This is a genomic window from Polaribacter sejongensis, from assembly GCF_038024065.1.
Lineage (GTDB): Bacteria > Bacteroidota > Bacteroidia > Flavobacteriales > Flavobacteriaceae > Polaribacter > Polaribacter sejongensis.
The window spans coordinates 3,332,108-3,353,832 of record NZ_CP150667.1 but is presented as its reverse complement, the minus strand read 5'-3'; the positions used below and the strand labels follow the sequence as shown (position 1 = coordinate 3,353,832).

General features: G+C 29.8%; 19 protein-coding genes. 14 read left to right on the top strand and 5 right to left on the bottom strand.

The genetic code is table 11. The features are described from left to right. The first annotated feature begins 140 nt into the window (after positions 1-140). On the top strand, positions 141-2,759 hold the full coding sequence (alaS, locus tag WHD08_RS13965) for an alanine--tRNA ligase (protein ID WP_208890406.1): 2,619 nt from the start codon (positions 141-143) through the stop codon (positions 2,757-2,759). Positions 2,760-2,801: 42 nt separating this feature from the next. Beyond that, positions 2,802-4,364 (top strand): YncE family protein, encoded by a 1,563-nt coding sequence (locus WHD08_RS13960; protein WP_208890407.1) that lies wholly within the window; start codon positions 2,802-2,804, stop codon positions 4,362-4,364. 21 nt (positions 4,365-4,385) lie between these two features. On the opposite strand, the gene WHD08_RS13955 is transcribed toward WHD08_RS13960, so the two are convergent. After that, positions 4,386-6,419 carry an IPT/TIG domain-containing protein gene (locus WHD08_RS13955; protein WP_208890408.1) on the bottom strand — a complete coding sequence of 678 codons (2,034 nt, stop codon included), beginning with the start codon at positions 6,417-6,419 and terminating at the stop codon, positions 4,386-4,388. Positions 6,420-6,639: 220 nt separating this feature from the next. On the opposite strand from WHD08_RS13955, the gene WHD08_RS13950 reads away from it, so the two are divergent. Further along, positions 6,640-7,590, top strand: coding sequence for a GSCFA domain-containing protein (locus WHD08_RS13950; RefSeq protein ID WP_208890409.1), 951 nt, complete (start codon positions 6,640-6,642; stop codon positions 7,588-7,590). Positions 7,591-7,663: 73 nt separating this feature from the next. Further along, on the top strand, positions 7,664-8,050 hold the full coding sequence (locus tag WHD08_RS13945; protein WP_208890410.1) for a hypothetical protein: 387 nt from the start codon (positions 7,664-7,666) through the stop codon (positions 8,048-8,050). Between the two features lie 113 nt (positions 8,051-8,163). Here WHD08_RS13945 and WHD08_RS13940 read toward each other — a convergent pair whose 3' ends face one another. Further along, a complete protein-coding gene (locus WHD08_RS13940) occupies positions 8,164-8,475 on the bottom strand; it encodes a rhodanese-like domain-containing protein (protein WP_340832815.1) in 312 nt (103 codons plus the stop codon). Positions 8,476-8,493: 18 nt separating this feature from the next. Then, entirely contained in the window at positions 8,494-10,239 is a 1,746-nt protein-coding gene (locus WHD08_RS13935; RefSeq protein WP_208890411.1) for an aromatic amino acid hydroxylase, read from the bottom strand. A 164-nt stretch (positions 10,240-10,403) separates the two neighbouring features. Here WHD08_RS13935 and WHD08_RS13930 point away from each other — a divergent pair, with 164 nt between their 5' ends. The 7 genes from WHD08_RS13930 (at position 10,404) to WHD08_RS13900 (ending at position 15,460) form a co-directional block, all read left to right on the top strand. Then, positions 10,404-10,667, top strand: coding sequence for a hypothetical protein (locus WHD08_RS13930; RefSeq protein WP_208890412.1), 264 nt, complete (start codon positions 10,404-10,406; stop codon positions 10,665-10,667). A 159-nt stretch (positions 10,668-10,826) separates the two neighbouring features. Continuing rightward, positions 10,827-12,344: a 2,3-bisphosphoglycerate-independent phosphoglycerate mutase gene (gpmI, locus tag WHD08_RS13925; RefSeq protein ID WP_208890413.1), complete on the top strand. Its 1,518-nt coding sequence runs from the start codon at positions 10,827-10,829 to the stop codon at positions 12,342-12,344. 17 nt (positions 12,345-12,361) lie between these two features. Beyond that, a complete protein-coding gene (locus tag WHD08_RS13920) occupies positions 12,362-12,904 on the top strand; it encodes a thioredoxin family protein (protein ID WP_208890414.1) in 543 nt (180 codons plus the stop codon). Continuing rightward, positions 12,904-13,305 (top strand): BT0820 family HAD-type phosphatase, encoded by a 402-nt coding sequence (locus WHD08_RS13915; RefSeq protein ID WP_208890415.1) that lies wholly within the window; start codon positions 12,904-12,906, stop codon positions 13,303-13,305. Before WHD08_RS13920 ends, WHD08_RS13915 begins: the two co-directional genes overlap by 1 nt. Positions 13,306-13,363: 58 nt before the next feature. After that, complete coding sequence (map, locus tag WHD08_RS13910; protein WP_165731842.1) at positions 13,364-14,167, top strand: type I methionyl aminopeptidase; 804 nt, start codon at positions 13,364-13,366, stop codon at positions 14,165-14,167. A 96-nt stretch (positions 14,168-14,263) separates the two neighbouring features. After that, on the top strand, positions 14,264-14,638 hold the full coding sequence (locus WHD08_RS13905) for a GxxExxY protein (RefSeq protein WP_208890416.1): 375 nt from the start codon (positions 14,264-14,266) through the stop codon (positions 14,636-14,638). Between the two features lie 51 nt (positions 14,639-14,689). After that, positions 14,690-15,460, top strand: a complete 771-nt coding sequence (locus tag WHD08_RS13900; protein WP_208890417.1) for a class I SAM-dependent methyltransferase — start codon at positions 14,690-14,692, stop codon at positions 15,458-15,460. On the opposite strand, the gene WHD08_RS13895 is transcribed toward WHD08_RS13900, so the two are convergent. Both WHD08_RS13895 and WHD08_RS13890 read right to left on the bottom strand, forming a co-directional pair. Next, entirely contained in the window at positions 15,457-16,776 is a 1,320-nt protein-coding gene (locus tag WHD08_RS13895; RefSeq protein WP_208890418.1) for a hypothetical protein, read from the bottom strand. The genes WHD08_RS13900 and WHD08_RS13895 overlap by 4 nt on opposite strands. Positions 16,777-16,845: 69 nt before the next feature. Then, on the bottom strand, positions 16,846-17,835 hold the full coding sequence (locus tag WHD08_RS13890; RefSeq protein ID WP_165731839.1) for an FAD:protein FMN transferase: 990 nt from the start codon (positions 17,833-17,835) through the stop codon (positions 16,846-16,848). Between the two features lie 115 nt (positions 17,836-17,950). Here WHD08_RS13890 and WHD08_RS13885 point away from each other — a divergent pair, with 115 nt between their 5' ends. The 3 genes from WHD08_RS13885 to WHD08_RS13875 all read left to right on the top strand — a co-directional run bounded on the left by WHD08_RS13885 (position 17,951) and on the right by WHD08_RS13875 (position 21,666). Next, positions 17,951-18,790 (top strand): OmpA/MotB family protein, encoded by an 840-nt coding sequence (locus tag WHD08_RS13885; protein WP_208890419.1) that lies wholly within the window; start codon positions 17,951-17,953, stop codon positions 18,788-18,790. 85 nt (positions 18,791-18,875) lie between these two features. Beyond that, positions 18,876-19,595, top strand: a complete 720-nt coding sequence (locus WHD08_RS13880; protein WP_208890420.1) for a 3-ketoacyl-ACP reductase — start codon at positions 18,876-18,878, stop codon at positions 19,593-19,595. A gap of 193 nt (positions 19,596-19,788) precedes the next feature. Next, the gene (locus WHD08_RS13875) at positions 19,789-21,666 is read left to right on the top strand and encodes a mucoidy inhibitor MuiA family protein (RefSeq protein ID WP_208890421.1); all 1,878 of its coding nucleotides are present in this window, start codon (positions 19,789-19,791) and stop codon (positions 21,664-21,666) included. The last annotated feature ends 59 nt before the right edge of the window (positions 21,667-21,725 follow it).

Genomic DNA, 21,725 nt, shown 5'->3' with positions numbered 1-21,725 from the left:
TAGACTATTTTTGTGCTTTTATATTGAGTTTCATTTTTAATAACTCACAAATTTACAAAATGTTTTACAACTGCTTTTTATTCGCAGTTTTTTTTAAAAATAATTTAACATAATCCAACTTGTTGGAAACTTCTTTTTTTATGAAATCTCAAGATATTCGCGCTACTTTTTTAAACTTTTTCAAAGAAAAAGCTCACTTAATTGTTCCTTCTGCACCAATGGTAACTAAGGACGACCCAACATTAATGTTTGTAAATTCTGGAATGGCGCCTTTTAAAGAATATTTCTTAGGTAACGGAGTTCCAAAAAACAGCAGGATATCCGATTCTCAAAAATGTTTACGTGTTTCAGGTAAACATAACGATTTAGAAGAAGTAGGATACGATACCTATCATCACACATTATTCGAAATGTTAGGAAACTGGTCTTTTGGCGATTACTTTAAAAAAGAAGCAATTGCTTGGGCTTGGGAGTTATTAACAGAAGTTTATAAAATTGATAAAGACATTTTATACGTTACTGTTTTTGAAGGTTCTGATGATGCAGATAACCTAAAAATGGATACAGAAGCTTTTGATATTTGGAAACAATTTATTGCTGAAGATAGAATCTTAAAAGGAAACAAAAAAGATAATTTCTGGGAAATGGGTGAGCAAGGACCTTGCGGACCGTGTTCTGAAATTCATGTTGATATCCGCTCTGCGGAAGAAAAAGCAAAAGTAGATGGACGAACTTTAATTAATGAAGATCATCCACAAGTGGTAGAAATATGGAACTTAGTTTTTATGCAGTTCAACAGAAAAGCAAACGGAACTTTAGTTGATTTACCAAACAAACATATTGATACTGGTATGGGATTTGAACGTTTGTGCATGGTAATGCAAGACGTAAAATCTAATTACGATACGGATGTTTTTACACCAATTATTAGAGAAATTGAAATGATTACCGATGTAAAATATGGTAAAAATCTAGAGCAAGATATTGCTATTAGAGTTATTTCAGACCACGTAAGAGCCGTTGCTTTCTCTATTGCAGATGGGCAATTACCAAGTAACACAGGTGCTGGCTACGTTATTAGAAGAATTTTAAGACGTGCTGTTCGTTACGGTTTTACATTCTTAGACAAAAAAGAGCCTTTTATCTACAGATTAGTAGATGTTTTAAGCAATAAAATGGGAGAAGCTTTCCCAGAATTAAAAGCACAAAAACAATTAATAGAAAATGTGATTAAGGAAGAAGAAACTTCTTTTTTAAGAACATTAGATCAAGGTTTACTATTATTAGACAGAATTATAGAAAGTACTTCTGGTAAAGAAGTTTCTGGTGATAAAGCTTTTGAATTATACGACACTTACGGTTTTCCTATCGATTTAACTTCTTTAATTCTTTCTGAAAAAGGATTGACTTTAGATGAAAAAGGATTTGAAGAAGAACTACAAAAACAAAAAAGTAGATCTAGAGCTGCAAGCGAAATGTCTACAGAAGATTGGACTATTTTAGTTGATGATCCGATAGAAGAATTTATTGGTTATGATGCTTTAGAAGCAAACGTAAAAGTTACACGATACAGAAAAGTAACCTCTAAAAAAGATGGTGAAATGTTTCAATTAGTTTTCAACTTAACTCCTTTTTATCCAGAAGGTGGTGGACAAGTTGGTGATAAAGGTTATTTGGAAACCACACAAGGAGATGTTGTTTATATTTTAGACACTAAAAAAGAGAATAATGTTATTATTCACTTCACTAAGAATCTTCCAAAAAATATTACAGAAAATTTTAAAGCAGTTGTAGATCAAAAACAACGTTCTAAAACAGAATGTAACCATACAGCTACGCATTTATTGCACCAAGCGTTAAGAGAAGTTCTAGGAACACATGTAGAGCAAAAAGGTTCTGCGGTACATTCTAAATATTTACGTTTCGATTTTTCTCACTTTTCTAAATTAACGGTTGATGAATTACGTGAGGTAGAAAACTTTGTAAATAGAAGAATTGCAGGTAAACTTCCATTAGAGGAAAGCAGAAATATTACTATGGAGCAAGCAATTGCAGATGGCGCAATGGCTTTATTTGGTGAAAAATACGGTGATACTGTAAGAGCTATAAAATTCGGAAAATCTATAGAACTTTGTGGTGGAACACACGTAAAAAACACCAGTGATATTTGGCATTTCAAAATTAAATCTGAAGGTGCTGTTGCTTCTGGAATTAGAAGAATAGAAGCGATTACAAATGACGCTGTAAAAGATTTTTATTCTGATAACAATAAGGCTTTATTCGAAATTAAAGACTTGTTAAACAACACAAAAGAACCTGTAAAAGCGGTACAGAAGTTACAAGATGAAAATGCTTCTTTACAGAAACAAATAGAGCAATTATTAAAAGATAAAGCTCAGAATTTATCTGGTGAATTAAAAAACCAATTACAAGAAATTAATGGCGTTCAGTTTTTAGCTACCAAAGTAGATTTAGACCAAAACGGAATTAAAAACTTAGCTTTTTCTTTAGGTAAAGAACATCAGAATTTATTTTTATTATTTGCTTCATCAGCTGCAAAAGATAAAGCGATGCTAACTTGTTATATTTCTAAAGAATTGGCAAATGAACGTGGTTATGATGCAGGTAAGGTAGTAAGAGAATTAGGAAAACTAATTCACGGTGGTGGTGGTGGACAAAATTTCTTTGCAACTGCAGGTGGTAAAAATCCTGGAGGAATTCCGAAAGCACTGGATAGAGCTATAGATTATTTAGGATAGGACCTAAAGTTAATTTTGTTTTGAAATATAAGTTTATTAAATATGATACGTTTTTATAATATTTTCATACTGTTTACTTTATTGTTACTATCATGTAATAGTGATGAAGACAAAGATATAATATCTGATATTAACGATTTATCTGTAGAAATAATATCACCTATCAATAAACAAGCTTTTTCACCAAACAGTATAATAGAGTTTAAAGGACAGATATCATCACCTAATTTAAAAGATTTTTCAACTTTAAAAGCAATTTGGGTTAGTGATGTTTATGGAACTTTAAATGAAAGTACTATTGATGAAAATGGAGAAACAAAATTCTCTACATCTAACTTATCTAAAAACATACATTTTATTAGATTGAATATCTATAATGAAATAGACGAAAGTGTGTATGATGAAATAATCGTTTATAATTCTATTTGGCTTTATCCAATTACTGATAAAAAAAACACTTCTAGTATATCTTGGAGCAAAACAGAAGATCTTTCTTTTGATAGTTATGATGTTTATAGATCTCCTTATAAAAACAATATCAACAATAAAAAAGATGATTTAATTTATAGTACAACAAATATTAACGATACTACTTTTATTGATTCTAATGCTTATTTAGCAACAAAATATTATTATAAAGTTTTCTTGAAAAGAACTACCAAATCTCCCATTTATGTTGGCAGTAATATTGATTCTATTACTTTAGGAAATTTTAAAAAATTAGATTACCCAATTTCTAAAATAATAAAAGATCCAAATAGGAATTATGCTTATGGAATTGTAAACATAGATAATATTTATAGTACAAATTCTACTGGATATGGATTGTCTTTTATAAATATTGAAAACAAAGAGGTTAAAAGAATATTAACAAATTATAGATTTACGGATATAGACATAGATCCATCTGGAAATTATTTATACTTGTGTTCTAGGAGCAATGTAATTCAAAAAGTAAACTTAAACACAAGACAACTTGAGTCTAGTTTTTCTTTATTAAGACCTGCTCACAAAATAGAAATAGGAATCAATAATAAGCTTTATTATCACATTACACCTCCAACTAGTGGTTCTACAGAATTTAGAATTTATGATCTAACAAATAACACCGATATTTATTACAACACAACAATTCCTGCTGCCTATTCAAGTTTTTCTCATGGCGATTTTGAATTAGATAATAATCAGAATATATATCATGGTGAAAGCAATACCTCAAGTTCTTTTTTAACTAAAATAGGAACAACTAATGACACTTTTTCTATAGTTGAACAAATAAGTAGTAGTTCTTATCAAAGAGCTGGAGTAACGTTGAATAACAATAAAATTTATTGGAATAATTACTTATTTGATAGTAATTTAAAGAGAATTGGTGTTTTTAAAGATGAAGGTAATGATGTTGACATACAAACTGTTTCTCCAAATGGTAACTTAGCTTTGGGTTGGGCTCGTTTATATGATACAAATAATTTTAATATCATGAAAAAAATAGCTATCAACTATGATATTGCTACTTTTACAAAAGATAACCAAATTTTATTTGTGAAAAATGAAAATAAAATCTCTAACGTTAATACATCAACTTTATTTTTTTATGATTTTTAGAGCAATTTATAAATTTAATAATTACTTTAAATACTCAGAATTAAATTTATAAATAGCTCTATCATATTTCATATAAATTTCATCATTTAAATAAAAATATCCAGCACCGCTATACCTTTCTCCATTAGTAATGTAGTTTTTCCAAATATCATTATTTGAATCATATTCAAACATAGATTGATTATGAAAATACGTTTTATTTTCTATAAAAAGTGCATTATTTGAGTTTACAGAAAGATTTTTAAATGCATCAGGCAAATCTAACTTTTTTGTTATTTGGTTATTTTCGGTATCTAATTCCCAAAAATCTAATTGCTTATTAACTTGCCCAGAACCAATGTAAATTTTATTATTATCGACAAAAACTAAAGGGTTTAATTTAGATGTTTCGTAAGAAGAGGTAATTTCCGGAAAATTATCTATAATTTTTTCCCAAGAATTATTTATAATAGAATATTTCCAAATATCTCTCATAGGTTCTCTAAAATACCTTTCACCTAAACCTGTGTAGATGTAATCCCCAACAACAACCATAAAACCGTACTCTCTTAGTACTCCAGGGAAATCTGATAACTCTTTTTTATCATTTGTTAATATATTATAACTAGCAAATAAATCATCATTACTAGAAAGGTATTTTTTTGAATACATTTTATCTTTATAAAAAACATTTAACCTCCCAGAATTAGAGGAATACTCTTTATTAAAATTTTCATCAGTAACTTTTTCAAAATTAAAAGTATTTTTATTCAGTTTAAAAACATCTTTAAGAGTATCCCAATTCGTGTATGTAAATCCTAAAGCATAAATGTCTTCGTTGAATGTAAACATTTTAATTACACCGTGTCCCTCATAATCATTATTTACTTTTAACCAAGGTTCATCTATGCATATTTTATCTTTAGCTATGTTAACTTCATTTAAATAGTTTATTGAAATTTCATTGTCTTTAAAATCTTTAAATTTATAACCATTGTCTATTTTAAAAACTAAACTATCTCTAGTTGCTATATAAGGAGAAAGATAATTATCTTCTAACTTTATAATAAACCTATCATTATTTAAAGGGAAATTAGCTCCTTTTATTACTAAGTCATCTTCAAAAGAAAGGCAGTTTGTTGGTATAGAAGTAATTTCGGGCATTAATACCTCCATTTGTTTTGTCACATTTGTAAGCTGACTTCTAACAACTATAATAGGGTTCTTTTTTCTTATTATTGAAGGCTCAAGGATAATTATATTTTTACTAGATTTTATTATCTTATAATTATATTGTTGATTATCTGATATAGTAGTGACCATATTTGATCTTTTAGCATCGAAATAATCTCCATAAATTCTTAATGTATCAGAATCTGTAATTCGTTTCGGAACAATAGAATCAATTCTAGGAGTATTTAAAGAAAAATTACTGATTGTATTTTCTTGATTATCTTCATTAACAATTTTTATTTTAGAATAAGGTTTAGTTAATAAATAATTGTTTTTAGGAAAAGGAACTACCACTTTAATTAATGAATCTGAACTCACAAAAGGAACAGCTACTACATTAGAAAAATAAACTTTTGGGTTTTGGGAAAAATAAGAACCTTTAATTAAAAGGGTATCTAAAAGACTCAACTTACTTGATGATAACTCTTTAATAATTGGTATTGCACTACCATTAGAAACAAAAAGTTTTTCTTTTCCATAGAAATACTCTCCATTTAAAATTATAAAAACATTAAAATAATATTTTTTACCTTCTTTTAAGCCTGATCTATATTCGATGGAATATTCATTATCTAAAACATTTTTAATTATTTTAACTTCTCCTAATTGGTTATAGGTTCCTCCTTCTATGCCTGATAAAACAAACCCAAAATCTACATTTTCATTAACGTTCGTAAATCTACCTTTTAAAACAACTCCTCCTTCATTAATATTCTCATTTGAAATGGTCTCTATTAATATTTCATTACTTATTATATCTTCCTCATCATCAGAACATGAAATGATAATTATTAATGAAAAACATAAAAAAAAATTGCTAAAAGTACTACTAGAAAAACTCATAACTAAATAATTACATGTGAACAAAAATACAATCAATTTCTGATTAATCAACATTCAATTAATTACCGATAAATGTTATTTTCTGAAAGTGATATTATGTATTTAATTAAAGAAGAAAAGTTGTTTTTATTTTTTTTAAATAGATGAAGATTATTAGGTATATAAAATAAATTTAAAAACAAGCATCAAAGAGTCAAAATTTTTATTTTATCTTTATCCAATGCAACTTCAAACTAAAATCCCGTTAAAAAAAGAGCTTTTAAATCAAATAATTTATGATTCAAAAATTGTATTATTAGGCTCTTGTTTTTCAGAAAACATTGGAGATAAGCTCAATTATTTTAAGTTTCAATCTAACCAAAATCCATTCGGAATTTTATTTCACCCAAAAGCAATTGAAAATTTAATTACAAATGCCATAAATGAAAAAGAATACACGGAAACAGATTTAATTTTCCAAAATGAACGCTGGCATAGTTTTGATGCACATTCTAACTTAAGTTCCCCAGATAAAAGTAAACTCTTAGAAAATTTAAATTCTGCTATTTCATCAACTAACAAACAACTAAAAGAAGCAACACACATTATAATTACATTGGGAACTTCTTGGGTGTATCGTTATCTTGAAATAGATACAATTGTAGCCAATTGCCATAAAATTCCACAGAAAAAATTTTTAAAAGAATTACTTTCTGTTGATGAAATTTCAGAGAGTTTAGAAGCTATACTTGTACTTTTAAAATCTATAAATAAAGATATCCAAATACTTTTTACGGTTTCTCCTGTACGTCATTTAAAAGATGGTTTTGTAGAAAATACACAGAGTAAATCTCATTTAATTGCTGCGGTTCATAATGTTGTAAACCATAAAGAAAACACGCATTATTTTCCGAGTTATGAAATTATGATGGATGAATTACGAGATTATCGTTTTTATGCAGAAGATATGGTGCATCCCAATAAAACTGCCATTAATTATATTTGGGAAAAATTTGTTGCCACTTGGTTTTCTGAAGAGACCGCTTTAACTATGAAAGAAGTGGATGTAATTCAAAAGGGACTTTCTCACAGACCTTTTAACGAAAACTCAGCACAACATCAGCAATTTTTAAAAAATCTAGAAGTAAAAAAAGACAAGTTAAAAGTTCAGTTTCCTTTTATCAATTTTTAAAGCACAAAAAAATAAAATTAATTTACTTAAAAATTTTATGTAAATTCCCTTCTTATAACTTTAACCTCCAAAAATGAGTAAGAAAATATTAATTGGTATAATTTCAGGACTGTTACTAGGCATGTTTATAACATCCATTTTTGTTTCAGATGAAATTAATATATCAAAACTCATTTTAACAAAAATTACGGCAACCTCAATAATAACAGGATTTATTTGTGGTATTTACGCACATATATCAAAATCTAAAATAAAAGTTTTTATAGTTTCTATTTTTATAGGAATCATTGTTTTCTATATCAAATACCTTATTACTGGTCATAATTTTGATCCATTAACAATGGGAGCTTTTGTAGGTGCAATGCTAGGTGGAATCTTTGCTTTTATTAGAAAAGCGACACATTCTATAAAAAAATACAACAGATTACAAAGACACAAAAAAAAGGGTTTCAAGAAATAAACTTTTTAATATTAAACAAAAAAAATAGAATTCTAACACGAAGTTAAAATTCTATTTTTTTTTATCTTTTCAATAAAACCCTTCTTTAAAACAGGTTTTACAAACGTTTATTTTTAAGAAACGTGTTGATCTACGTTTTGCCAAGGACCTCCATTTATAACATCTACTCCATGTTTTTCTAAAAACTGAGTTGCTTGTCCGCTTCTTGCTCCACTTCTACAAACAGCAATTACAGGTTTGTTCCAAGCTTTAATTTTTTCAACTTCTAAAGGAATAACCGTTAAAACTACGTGTTCTGCTCCTTCTGTATGCCCTTCATCCCACTCTTCTTGTGTTCTTACATCTAGAATTACAGCTCCTTTTTCTAAGTATTCTTTAATTTCTGCACTCATATCTTTTCTTTTAAACATGTCAAATAGACCCATGTTGTTTTTATTTTAATATTAAACTTGACACAAAATTAACCCATTTTCAATTAGCTTTGTGTAGCTTTTGTTACATTTTAAAACTTCTAATCTTTCTAAAATGGTCTCCTTAATAGAAAAATTACTTTGCAAAGCTAATTCATATAATTCTAAAAGCAACAACCAATCTCCTTGAAATTTGCTATTTAACTGATTAAATATTTCTGTTATTTTTTTATTGGTCGAAGTCTCTTCTTCTCTTAGACACCTGACTTCATCATACAAGGCATACAATTCTTGTTCACTTTCTGAATATTTAATTTTATGTGTTTTGGTTTCAGATACTTTTCCTAGACCTAAAAACGAGTCTACATCAGCAGGACCTGCATAGGCAGAAACTACCTCTTTACCAACTGCCATATCATAAATTCCCCATTCTGGTTGAAACAAAACTTCCTCCTTATAAGTAACCGTGCAATCATCAAAAGAAATAATTAAAATTTTACCTCGCAAATCTCTAGTTCCGGTAATTGCTTTTCCTTTTACAATAACGCCACTCTCAAACTCTAAAGTCATAAATTCACCTTCGTAAATTCCGTACGCTTTTAAATCTCTCGGGCTCATATCTTCTATGGGCAAATTAATTCCTTTTAATTTACCAACCGGACTCCCAAAACCACTAGCATGACTAGTAATTCCATGTCCAATTAATTCTTTATCTCTATTAGACAATGCAGTTGCACCTGTAGTTTGAAAATAAGCTACTTTATTGTTTTTAAACTGAATAACCTTGGTAAAAACACCCGAAATTTGAATTCCCGTTGTCAATTCGATGGTTCCTAAATTATCAGAATTTATCAATTTATGAATACTTTTTAATCCGCCAGTTCTTATTACCATTGTATTGGCAAATTCATCTAACACCAAGCTTAAATAAGCAAAATCTGGCGTTACATATAATTGCGGTTGCGGTTTTGTAATATCAAAATTAACGGTAGCTGCATCAATAGAATACGCAACTTTTTTCACTTCATCTTGCATACACCAGGCACTCTCTCCAATAGAGGAAAGTAAACCTGCTCCGTATATTTTAGGATTCTCTAAAGTACCAATCAACCCGTATTCTACAGTCCACCAATGTAAATTTCTAATTTGTGCCATTTCAGACAATTTCCCCATATTATTTTGCAGATAGGCTACTTTTTGCTCCGCGTCATCTATTTCACTTTCTGTTGAATTTGGATTTTCTTTTAAGATGGATAAAAGCCTGATGGCTTCATACATTTCATAATCTTTAGCAGAGGAAATTGCTTTACTACCTATTTCTCCAAACCTTCGTAAATATTCTGCATATTCAGGATTTGAAATAATAGGCGCATGACCTGCTGCTTCGTGGATAATATCTGGTGCTGGTGTATATTCTATATGATTTATGGTTCGCATATCCGACGCAATTACCAAAACATTATATGCCTGAAATTCCATAAATGCATTTGGCGGAATAAAACCATCAACCGAAACCGTAGCCCAACCAATTTCTTTTAAAATCCTGTTCATTCCTGCCATATAAGGAATGTTTTCTACAGAAATACCCGTTTTTTCTAATCCGCTTATATAAGATTTATGAGCAACCTTGCTTAAGTAATCCACATTCATTCTCATTACATAACGCCAAACAGCTTGGTTTTGTGCTGTATATTCTTCATACGGCTGCTGTACCACAAACTTGTGTAAATGTTTGGGTAATTTTTTAGTGACTTCGTTTAATTCGAAATGGAGACTCATTAAAAAAGTATTGAATTATTCTTACAATAATACGCTTTAAAATAATGATTATTTATTTTAAACATGTTAAAATCACTTTTACACACATTTATCATAATCTATATTTTTTTTATTGTAACAATTAGTCCTTTTCAGCTACCTATAAGTAACAAAAAATAAATACTATGAGTTTTGGAGGTTCAGTTGCTGCAATGATTGCGAGTTTAAAAGCGAATAAAAGAAGTCGTGTTTCTACTTTTGATAAAATCAAAGGCCATAAAAAAAACGAAAAAAGTGAACTTCATTTTGATAAAAAAGCAACTCCATATGAGTTAGAGCAGCTTAAAAAAAAATTGATAGCAGAAAACAACACCATCTTTAAAAGAAAAGTATTGATACTTGTAGTAATGATTACTGCGATATTAATCGCTTTAAACTATATTGAGTAATTCTTTTATCAATAAAACAACCTAAAAATTAGAATACATCATACAGAAATTATACTGCTCTTTTGCAATGTTAATTTACGTTATCGGTTTCGTAAAAATTTAATAAAATCAACATAAACGGCAAAATATTTCTTAATTTTACTGTTCAATTTTAAGACAATGGACAAGAAAGTTATATTAATGATTTTAGATGGTTGGGGAATTACACAAGACCCTAAGGTATCTGCTATTTACAATGCAAAAACTCCTTTTATAAACGGTTTATACGACAAATATCCAAATGCTCAATTAAGGACAGACGGAGAACATGTTGGTTTGCCAGAAGGACAAATGGGAAATTCTGAAGTTGGACACATGAATTTAGGTGCTGGTAGAATTGTATATCAGAATCTAGCTCGTATTAATAAAGCTGTTAAAGAAAATACTTTAGGGCAAGAAAAAGTATTATTAGATACTTTTAAATACGCAAAAGAGAATAACAAAGATGTTCATTTATTAGGTTTGGTTTCTAATGGAGGAATTCATGCACACATTAATCACTTAAAAGGATTATTAGATGTTGCTAAAGAAAATAAAGTAGATAATGTGTATTTACACGCATTTACAGACGGTAGAGATTGTGATCCTAAATCTGCTCCTTATTTCTTAAATGAGGTACAAGAACATATGGATAAAAGTACCGGTAAAATAGCAACTGTAACAGGTCGTTATTACGCAATGGATAGAGATAACCGTTGGGAACGTGTAAAGGAAGCGTATGATGGTATTGTTAATGGAGTTGGTACAAAAACAACTGATATTATTAATACTATAAAAACGAATTACGAAGCTGGTATTACAGATGAGTTTCACAAACCAATCATTGTAACCAATGAAGATGGTTCGCCAAAAGCACAAATTAAAGAAGGTGATGTGGTACTTTTCTTTAACTACAGAACAGATAGAGGTAGAGAATTGACAAACGCGTTGTCTCAAAATGATTTCCCTGAATTTGGAATGAAAAAATTAGACCTTTATTTTACAACCATCACTTTATATGATGCAAGTTTTAAAGGAATTAATGTTATTTATAATACTGATAATATTAAAAATACTTTAGGAGAAGTTTTATCTAAAGCAGGTAAAAAACAGATTCGTATTGCAGAGACAGAGAAATATCCGCACGTTACATTTTTCTTTTCTGGAGGACAAGAAACACCGTTTGAAGGTGAATCTAGAATTTTAAGAAACTCACCAAAAGTTGCTACTTACGATTTAAAACCAGAAATGTCTGCTTACGAATTAAAAGATGCTTTGTGTGAAGATTTAAAGAAAGGTGAAGCTGATTTTGTTTGCTTAAACTTTGCAAATGGTGATATGGTTGGACATACAGGAATGATGGACGCTGCAATAAAAGCTTGTGAAGCTGTAGATATTTGTGCTAAAGAAGTTATAGAAACTGGTTTAGATAATGGATATTCTATTTTATTAATTGCAGATCATGGTAACTGTGAAACAATGATGAATCCTGATGGATCTCCTCATACAGCACACACTACAAACCCAGTTCCTTTTATTTTAATTGATAAAGAAATAAAATCTGTAAACAGTGGTGTTTTAGGTGATATTGCTCCTACAATTTTAGATTTGATGAATGTAGCACAACCAAAAGAAATGACACAACATTCTTTATTATAATTAAAACAACTCAACTTATGAAAAAAGTCTTTTTATTGGCTTGTATTATGGTATTTGCATCTTGCATTAGCCAACAAAAAGTAACTGAAACTCAAAAAGTACTTGCAGTTAAAAATCAAAGTGGGGATTTGATTGGAGTGGCTAACAAAGCCTCTTTTCAACAAATCCCTTATAGCACTTGGTTTAATCAGAAGTTAGAGCGTTATACTCCAGACCCAGCAACAATTACCGCTCTTAAAAGTGAGTTAAAAGGTATTACAATTAAAGGTTTTATGGGAACTTGGTGTGGAGATAGTAAAAGAGAAACACCTCATTTATATAAAATTCTAGAACAAACGGATTTTAACTTAAATAATTTTGAGCTTATTACTGTTGACGTAAGTAAAAAAACTCCTGATAATTTACAGGAAGGTTTCGACATAAAAAGAGTACCAACTTTTATCTTTTATAGAGATGGAAAAGAAATTGGTAGATATGTAGAATATGCCCGTGAATCTTTAGAGAAAGACATACTGAAAATTGTTTCTGGAGAACCTTATAAACATTCTTACGACAATTAATGATACCTAATAACCCACTAATTATTGCCGTAGATTTTGATGGTACCATTGTAGAAGATGCGTATCCAAAAATAGGTGAAGAAATAATTTTTGCTTTCGACACCTTAAAAAGGCTACAATCTCAAGGGCATCGATTAATTCTATGGACTTACAGACACGGAAAAAAATTAGATGAAGCAGTTGCTTTCTGTAAAGAAAACAACATTGAATTTTATGCAGTAAACAAAAATTTCCCTGAAGAGGAATACGATGAAAAACACAGTCGTAAAATACATGCAGATTTATTTATAGACGACAGAAATGTTGGAGGCTTTTTAGGTTGGACAGAAATACACAAAGCTATTTTTAATTACGAGCCACCTAAAAAAAAGAAAAAAGGGTTTTTCTCTTTTTTCAAATAGACAAACCTTACTTCATTCTACCTAAATTATAGTAACTTTGCCATTCAATTTTTTTAACATGATTAAGATAAAAACAAGAGAAGAGATAGAATTGATGAGAGAAAGCGCACTAATCGTTTCTAAAACGTTAGGTATGCTTGCTAAAGAAGTAAAACCCGGAGTTTCTACTTTGTACTTAGATAAACTTGCCGAAGACTTTATTAGATCTGAAGGTGCTGTACCTGGTTTCTTAGGATTATACGATTTTCCAAATTCACTTTGTATGAGTCCAAATAACCAAGTTGTACACGGTATTCCAAATAAAAACCCATTAGTAGAAGGCGATATTATTTCTATAGATTGTGGCGCATATAAGAATGGTTTTCACGGAGATCACGCCTACACTTTTGCTGTTGGAGAGATTGAACCAGCAACTAGAAAATTACTAGATGTAACTAGAGCTAGTTTATACGTTGGTATTAAAGAATTTAAGGCAGGAAATAGAGTTGGTGATGTTGGTTATGCTATTCAAAAGTTTTCTGAAGACCATGGTTATGGTGTAGTAAGAGAATTGGTAGGTCATGGATTAGGAAGAGAAATGCACGAAGATCCAGAAATGCCAAACTACGGAAAAAGAGGTCGTGGTAAAAAGTTTGTAGAAGGTATGGTAGTTGCCATAGAACCAATGACAAACTTAGGTACTCATAAAATTAAACAACATTCAGACGGTTGGACAATTACAACTTTAGACAACAAACCTTCTGCGCATTTTGAGCATGATGTTGCTATTGTAAACGGTAAACCAGAATTACTTTCTACGTTTAAATATGTACACGACGCATTGGGGATTGTTACCGATGAGGAGGATGCATTCAGACAATAGTTTTTACACCGAGATTCACAGAGGTTATTTGATTGTGCTGTAAAAGAGTTTCACGGAGAAATTGTTTATATTATAAAACCATTTTATATATAAACTATGGATACTAAAATAACAGAAAAAATTATAGGTGCAGCCATTGAAGTTCATAAAACTCTTGGTCCTGGTTTGTTAGAATCTGCATATCAAGAGTGTTTATTCTTTGAATTAAAAAATCTAGGTTTAAAAGTAAAAAAGGAAGTTTCATTACCTATTATTTATAAAGATATAAAATTAGATCACGGTTATAGAATTGATTTATTAGTTGAAGATAAAATAGTTTTAGAACTAAAAACTGTCGAAGCTTTTACAGATGTTCATTCCGCTCAAATTTTAACATATATGAAATTAGGTAATTATCCATTAGGATTATTAATTAATTTCCATACAAAACTATTAAAAAACGGATTAAAACGTTTTATAAACACAATTTAAAAACTCTGTGATTCTCTGTGATAATACTCTGCGAATCTCTGTGAAATAGCCATGAAATTTTTTAAATCCATTCTAAATACCATCCCAAGACCTTGGTTAATAAAAGCTAGTTATCTAGTACGACCAATTATTGCTTTTTCTTTAAAAGGCGATAGATTTACAGACCCAATAGATGGCAAGAGTTTTAGAAAGTTTTTACCTTACGGATATGGTAAACAAAGAGAAAACGCACTTTCTCCTTCTACTCTATCTTTAGAAAGACACCGTTTAATGTGGTTGTTTTTAAGAGATGAAACTCCTTTTTTTACATCAACAGAAAAACTAAAAACTTTACACATTGCTCCAGAACAATGTTTTTTAGACATTTTTAGAAAGCAGAAAAACTTAGAGTACATCACCTCTGATTTAGAATCTCCTATTGCAGATGTAAAAGCAGATATTTGCGACTTACCTTTTGATGACAACTCTTTTGATGTTGTTTTCTGTAATCATGTGTTAGAACATATTACAGATGACACTAAAGCCATGCAAGAGCTATTTAGAGTGCTTAAAAAAGGCGGATTTGGTATTTTTCAAATTCCGCAAGATTTATCTAGAGAAACAACTTTTGAAGACGACACCATCACAGACAGAAAAGAGCGTGCAGAAATTTTTGGACAGTATGATCATGTAAGAGTGTATGGTAGAGATTATTTTGACAAACTACGTTCTATCGGTTTTAAGGTGGATGAAGTAGATTACACAAAAAAAATTGCTCCAGAAAAATTAGCAAGATTTTGCTTAATGAAAAATGAAATTCTTCCGGTGTGCTATAAAAATTAGTTCTTTTTGTGTTTTCTTAAAAAATCACTTAATTTTTCTAATTCTTTATCACCCAATACAATTACCTCGTTTCTTATAATTTGATATGTACCCGACGCTAATTGCACCACTTTAGAGTCTCCTGAATATTTTTTATAGCCATCTTTAACATCACTTACTTTCACTCCTTCTGGGTTGATCCAAATAACTTTACCTTTTTTAATCGCCTGAAAGGTTTCTTTATAATAAGCTCCAATATATTCAAATCCAGCATCAGCACTTATTATTTCTTTATTGGTAGAAAACAAGAAAGAACGGACTTTATAACTGTCTTCAGAATATAGTGAATATACGCCTCCTCCTAAATGACCTCCAAACTGATACCAAACTTTATTTATTTTAACCTCACTGTCTTTATTAAATCTGTCAACTACATCTTCCTTTTTTAAGGATTTTAATAAGTCTTCTTCATTAGGAATTTTAATGATTTTTTGATCTTTCAAATCATACACCAACGGCTCAAAAGAGTTATCTGGATACGTAACCACCCAACCATTCCCTCTAGGCAACATTACTTGACCGTAATCTGTGGCAAGTGGATTAAACTCAGTGACATTTGGTAGAACAAACCCTTTTTTATTATTTGTATTGAAAGAATAAATTTGATCAGGATTCACTTTTTTATTCTTTAATAAAATAAAACCTTCGGAAGATATGGCGTCTTTATAATCGGTGGCTGCTACAATAATTCTACCTCTATCATCTATAACTCCAAAATTTCCATCCTTTTTAAAAAGAGCTACATTGTTCGTATTAAAATTATAAATCTTATCTACGTTTATAGAAAGGGATTCAGATTTTTGATTCCAAAGACTTTTAAGTGAATCTATTTTTTTAGACGCTTTCTCTCTTCTAAGACGTTGTTCCTCCTCTTTCTTTAACTTGGTTTCTAAAGATTCTATAGATTCCTGAATTAAAATAAGACTCTCTAAGTTTTTGGTATACCCTTCGGCAGTATTATCTTGTTCTAAAACAAAATACCGTCTACTATAAGTTTCCGAGTTTTTAAGAAATGCTATTTTTTCTTTATCAGTAGTTTGAAATTGATAATTTTCATAATAAATAGAGGAAGCTAAGGTTGCTAAGTTCTTGTCTGAAATTGAATCGACATACTTTAATGCTTTTTCAAATTGCACTAATGCTTCTTTGTAATTTACATTGGTTTCTACCGCTTCTTTTGCTCTCCTTAAATACACATTAGCAATGTCTGTGTTAGACTGCGCATTTGTGAATGTAAAAGAAATTATGCATAAAAGTGTTAGAAGTAATCTCATCATATTAATACCAATTATTCAGCGTTATGTATCTACAATGCAAGATAGCAAAAACACAGCGTAAACGGTGAACTACTGAAAGGCAATTGTTGTGTATTCTTCTAATTCTCCATTCTCGTTATTAAATAATAAGATAGCATCAATGTTTTTATGAATATCTAAAAATTCTTTCGCTTTCTCTAATCCCATGGCCATAAAAGCAGTGGCATACGCATCTGTATCTGCACAATCTATACCCGCTATTACAGAAGCACTCAATAAATTACTTTCTTCAGCATACCCAGTTTTAGGATTTACAGTATGCACGTATTTATGTCCGTCTTTGGTAACTCTAAACTTTCTATAATTACCCGAAGTAGCCATCGATTTATTAGACAAATTTATTTTTCGATATCCTTTTATACTGTCCTTTTTTATAGGATTTACTAATTTTATAACCCAAGGATGATTTTCTTTTTTTATCCCTTTTGCCCTAATCTCTCCACCAATTTCAACTAAATAGTTCGAGATATTTTTACTATCTAGAAAACGAGCTACCACATCAATTCCGAATCCTTTGGCAATAGAGTTAAAATCTAAATAAATGTTAGGATCTTGTTTTTTAATTTTACCATTAACAATAGTCACTTTATCTAAACCAACATACTGCATTTCTTGTTTTACTTGATCTTCGTTTAAATTGATCCTTTCATTCTTTGGACCAAAACCCCAAGCATTAACTAGGTTTCCAACAGTAGGATCAAAATAACCATTGGTTTCCGTATAAATTCTTTTCGATTTTTTAAAAACCTCTAAAAATAAATCATCAACAATAACTGTAGAATCTCCTTTGTTAATTCTAGAAATATCTGAACTAGGAATATAGGTTGATAAGGATTTATTCATTAAAAAAAACAGACTATCTAAAGAGGTTTGATAGTCCTTAGCACCATCTAAATAAACAATCTTATAAGTGGTACCAAAAACGTGGCCTGTTAAGGTATAGTCTTTTGTTTTTTCTTTAGAACAAGAAAGAAACGATAGTAAAACGATAGTAATTATAACTTTATTTTTTAGAATCATAAAATTTAAAATCTTTTACAAACATAGAACATAAAGTTTTCATAAAATATCATTTATACTGTTTTTTGTAGTAACAATTCGTTAAATTTGTTCACTTAATTAAATATTATTACCAATGAAAAAAATATCAATCTTATTATTGACTGCAGTTATAGTTAGTTCTTGTGTTTCTAAAAAGAAGTTTGTTACTTTACAAGACGAACATGATCAAACTACAACAGAATTAGTAGATGTAAAAGCAACTTTACAGAAGTGTTTAATTGAAAGCGAAAAAGATGTAGCTACACTAACAGAGCAAATTAACTCTTTAAAAGAGGATAAAAAAGGTGCTTTAAAACAAGTTGAAAACTTAACGGTTTTAACACAATCTTCTTCTGATAATATTAAAAACGTTATTACACAGTTAAGTGAAAAAGACAAATTTATAAACGGTATTAGAGCTGCAATGACTCAAAAAGATTCATTAAACCTTGCAATTAAATACCACTTAACTAAAAACTTAACAGACGGAATTCAGGATGAAGACATACAGGTTAATGTAGAAAAAACTGTAGTATTTATTTCTATTTCAGACAAGTTATTATTTAAAAGCGGTAGCTATAATGTAACAGACAAAGCATACACTGTTTTAGAAAAAATATCTAAAGTAATTAAAGACCAACCAGAAATGGAAGTTATGATTGAAGGTCATACAGATTCTACACCAATAAAAAGAACTGTTATTCAAGACAACTGGGATTTATCTGCTTTAAGAGCAACTTCTATAACAAGAATTTTACAATATAAATTCGGAGTTAAACCAAGTAGATTAATTGCAGCTGGTAGAAGTCAATATGTTCCTTTAGTAGACAATAATACTGCTGCTAATAAAGCAATAAACAGAAGAACAAAAATTATCATCATGCCTAAATTAGATCAATTCTTTGATTTGTTAGAGCAAGATTCTAATAAATAATCTTTATTGAATAAAAATTTAAAAACCATCTGAAATTCAGATGGTTTTTTGTTTAGAAAAATAGTCAGACTTTAAAAATTTAAAAATGGAAAATTTAAAAAACAAAAAAGCAATTATTACAGGTGGCGGAAGAGGTTTAGGAAAAGCAACCGCTATAGCCTTTGCTAAAGAAGGAATTGATATTGCCATAACTGGTAGAACTGAAGCCGTTTTAAAAGAAACAGTTGCAGAACTAGAAGCATTTGGCGTTAAAGCGATTTACGAAGTTTTTGATGTTGGTGTTTATGAAGAAGTTAAAACAGGAATCAAAAACATTGTAAACTCTTTAGGTACTGTAGATATTTTAGTAAACAATGCAGGAATTGCAGCTTTTGGTTCTTTAAACGACATGGAAGTTAGCAAATGGACCCAAATTATACAAACCAATGTTATGGGAATGTATCATGTAACAAAAGAAGTTTTACCTTATTTAATTGATAAAAATGAGGGTGATATTTTTAATGTTGCTTCTACTGCAGGATTAAACGGAAATGCAACTACATCAGCATATTCTGCTTCTAAATTTGCAGTAATTGGTATGTCGGAATCTTTAATGAAAGAAGTTCGTAAAAACAACATTAGAGTTTGTACGTTAACACCAAGTACTATTGCATCTGATATGTCTGTAGAATTAGGTATTGCAAACAAAGATTCTGAAGACTCTGTTTTACAACCAGAAGACTTTGCAGAGTTAATTGTAGCTGGATTAAAATTACCAAGAAGAGCCATGCTTAAAGGAGCTTCTTTATGGTCTACAAATCCATAAATAGACTTTTATTACCCTAAGGGTATACCTATATTAAATAGCGTAAAAACCACCTCTAATGAGGTGGTTTTTTATGTAAAAGCAAATTTGAATTTGTTAAATAAATACGGTAACTTCGTTTAACTTCTGATATAAAATATTAAAACCCCCGATATCAATAGCGTTGTACCTAACTACTGAACAAAACAATAAAATGGCTAACATTAAATTTCCTTTACTAATTGCTTTTTGCTTATTATTTTGCAACACATATTCTCAAGAAATAGTTGAAAAAAAAATAGCTACCAATGTTAATGAGGTTACTGTATTTCTAGAAGGAGCTCAAATAACAAGAAAAAAAACGGTTCAAGTAAAACAGGGTAAAACAATCTTAAAATTCTCTAATTTATCCCCTTTTATTGATGCTAAAAGTATTCAGGTAAAAGCAGAAGGAAATATTACCGTTTTTGCAGTAAATCATCAACAAAATTTTATAGAAAAATTAGACAAACAACAAGAGTTAATTGATCTAGAAACGAAACTTAAAGAAGTTGATGATAAAATAGTATTAGAACGCACCTATTTGCAAATCTTGAAAGAAGAATTAGCTTTTCTTAAAGAAAATAGAAATATTGGAGGTAAAAACCAAGAGGTAAGTGTTACTAATCTTAAAAATGCATCCATCTTTTTTGGTACTAAACTAAAAGAACTTAAAATTAAAGAGATTGAAAGAAACAATACCTTACAAAATCTGACCATAGCAAGTAGAGATTTAACAAATCAAATAAATACAATATCAGGAAAAAAGGAATTTCCTAATGGAGAGATTTTGGTAAAAGTAGAAGCTAAAACTAATGCTACTATAAATTTTGAATTATCGTATGTTGTAGAAAATGCGGGTTGGTTTCCAACTTATGACATAAGAGCAAAAAACGTAAACGAACCAGTTCAACTTATTTATAAGGCAAATATTAAACAAGATACTAAGATCAGTTGGGATAATGTAAAATTAAACTTATCGTCTGCAAACCCTAATGTATCTGGAGTTGCGCCAGAACTTAAAACCTACTTTCTAAATTACAACACACGTCCTCCTGTTTACAATAGAACCACTAATGAAGTATCAGGAGTTGTATTAGATCAAAACAACGATCCGCTACCAGGCGCTACGGTGTTAATAAAAGGAACCACAATAGGAACATCAACAGATTTTGATGGTAAATACTCAATAACAATTCCTAATAATGAGAGTTCTTTAGTGTTTTCTTATTTAGGATTTATCAGTCAGACCAAACCTATTCAAAGTGAAGTACTAAATATAATGTTAGAAGAAGATTCAGCAACATTAGATGAAGTCGTTGTAATAGGATACGGAACTTCTCGTAAAAGTAAATCTATAACGAAAGCTCTTCAAGGCACAGTTTCTGGGGTTAATATTCGAGGAGCAAGTAGTTTGCCTGTCCCAACTGTTCAAACAGAAAACCAGACCACCGTAAACTTTGAAATAAAAACTCCTTACACGATAAAATCTGATAATAAAAGTTATTCTGTTGATATTGACACTTATAATTTGTCTGCATTCTATCAGTATTACGCTGTACCTAAAATTGATAAAGATGCTTTCTTAATCGCGAACATATCTAATTGGGAGCAATACAATTTATTGGAGGGTGAAGCAAACATCTTTTTTGAAGGTACCTATATTGGTAAAACATTGTTAGATGTTAGATATGCTACCGATACTTTGCAAATATCTCTTGGAAGGGATAAAAATGTAAGTGTAAAAAGAGAGAAGGTAAAAGAATTTATCTCTAAGAATTTTATGGGTAGTAAAAAGGAAGAATCTAGAGGATGGAATATTGATGTAAAAAACAATAAATCACAACAAATTAACATGGTGATATACGACCAAGTTCCTGTTTCGACAAACGATGAAATAAAAATTGAAGTTTCAGAAATTTCAGGGGCGAAAAAAACTCCTGAATCTGGTGAAATAAAATGGGAATTTACAATTGCACCAAATGAAAGTAAAAACTTTATTTTAAGATACCTGGTTAAATACCCGAAAAATAAAACGATAGTGTTAGAGTAGAGTTAGACACATTTAAAGCAACTCTAAAAAGATGTTTTTTTTGCTTTAGAATCTCATTT

What these genes read in the sequence shown, in the direction of transcription:
- WHD08_RS13930 (WP_208890412.1), top strand. Translation starts at nt 10,404, where the DNA reads ATGAGTTTTGGAGGTTCAGTTGCTGCAATGATTGCGAGTTTAAAAGCG.
- gpmI (WP_208890413.1), top strand. Translation starts at nt 10,827, where the DNA reads ATGGACAAGAAAGTTATATTAATGATTTTAGATGGTTGGGGAATTACA.
- WHD08_RS13880 (WP_208890420.1), top strand. Translation starts at nt 18,876, where the DNA reads ATGGAAAATTTAAAAAACAAAAAAGCAATTATTACAGGTGGCGGAAGA.
- WHD08_RS13955 (WP_208890408.1), bottom strand. Translation starts at nt 6,419, where the DNA reads ATGAGTTTTTCTAGTAGTACTTTTAGCAATTTTTTTTTATGTTTTTCA.
- WHD08_RS13895 (WP_208890418.1), bottom strand. Translation starts at nt 16,776, where the DNA reads ATGATGAGATTACTTCTAACACTTTTATGCATAATTTCTTTTACATTC.
- WHD08_RS13935 (WP_208890411.1), bottom strand. Translation starts at nt 10,239, where the DNA reads ATGAGTCTCCATTTCGAATTAAACGAAGTCACTAAAAAATTACCCAAA.
- WHD08_RS13900 (WP_208890417.1), top strand. Translation starts at nt 14,690, where the DNA reads ATGAAATTTTTTAAATCCATTCTAAATACCATCCCAAGACCTTGGTTA.
- WHD08_RS13875 (WP_208890421.1), top strand. Translation starts at nt 19,789, where the DNA reads ATGGCTAACATTAAATTTCCTTTACTAATTGCTTTTTGCTTATTATTT.
- WHD08_RS13960 (WP_208890407.1), top strand. Translation starts at nt 2,802, where the DNA reads ATGATACGTTTTTATAATATTTTCATACTGTTTACTTTATTGTTACTA.
- WHD08_RS13940 (WP_340832815.1), bottom strand. Translation starts at nt 8,475, where the DNA reads ATGGGTCTATTTGACATGTTTAAAAGAAAAGATATGAGTGCAGAAATT.
- WHD08_RS13890 (WP_165731839.1), bottom strand. Translation starts at nt 17,835, where the DNA reads ATGATTCTAAAAAATAAAGTTATAATTACTATCGTTTTACTATCGTTT.
- WHD08_RS13950 (WP_208890409.1), top strand. Translation starts at nt 6,640, where the DNA reads ATGCAACTTCAAACTAAAATCCCGTTAAAAAAAGAGCTTTTAAATCAA.
- WHD08_RS13885 (WP_208890419.1), top strand. Translation starts at nt 17,951, where the DNA reads ATGAAAAAAATATCAATCTTATTATTGACTGCAGTTATAGTTAGTTCT.
- WHD08_RS13905 (WP_208890416.1), top strand. Translation starts at nt 14,264, where the DNA reads ATGGATACTAAAATAACAGAAAAAATTATAGGTGCAGCCATTGAAGTT.
- WHD08_RS13945 (WP_208890410.1), top strand. Translation starts at nt 7,664, where the DNA reads ATGAGTAAGAAAATATTAATTGGTATAATTTCAGGACTGTTACTAGGC.
- map (WP_165731842.1), top strand. Translation starts at nt 13,364, where the DNA reads ATGATTAAGATAAAAACAAGAGAAGAGATAGAATTGATGAGAGAAAGC.
- WHD08_RS13920 (WP_208890414.1), top strand. Translation starts at nt 12,362, where the DNA reads ATGAAAAAAGTCTTTTTATTGGCTTGTATTATGGTATTTGCATCTTGC.
- alaS (WP_208890406.1), top strand. Translation starts at nt 141, where the DNA reads ATGAAATCTCAAGATATTCGCGCTACTTTTTTAAACTTTTTCAAAGAA.
- WHD08_RS13915 (WP_208890415.1), top strand. Translation starts at nt 12,904, where the DNA reads ATGATACCTAATAACCCACTAATTATTGCCGTAGATTTTGATGGTACC.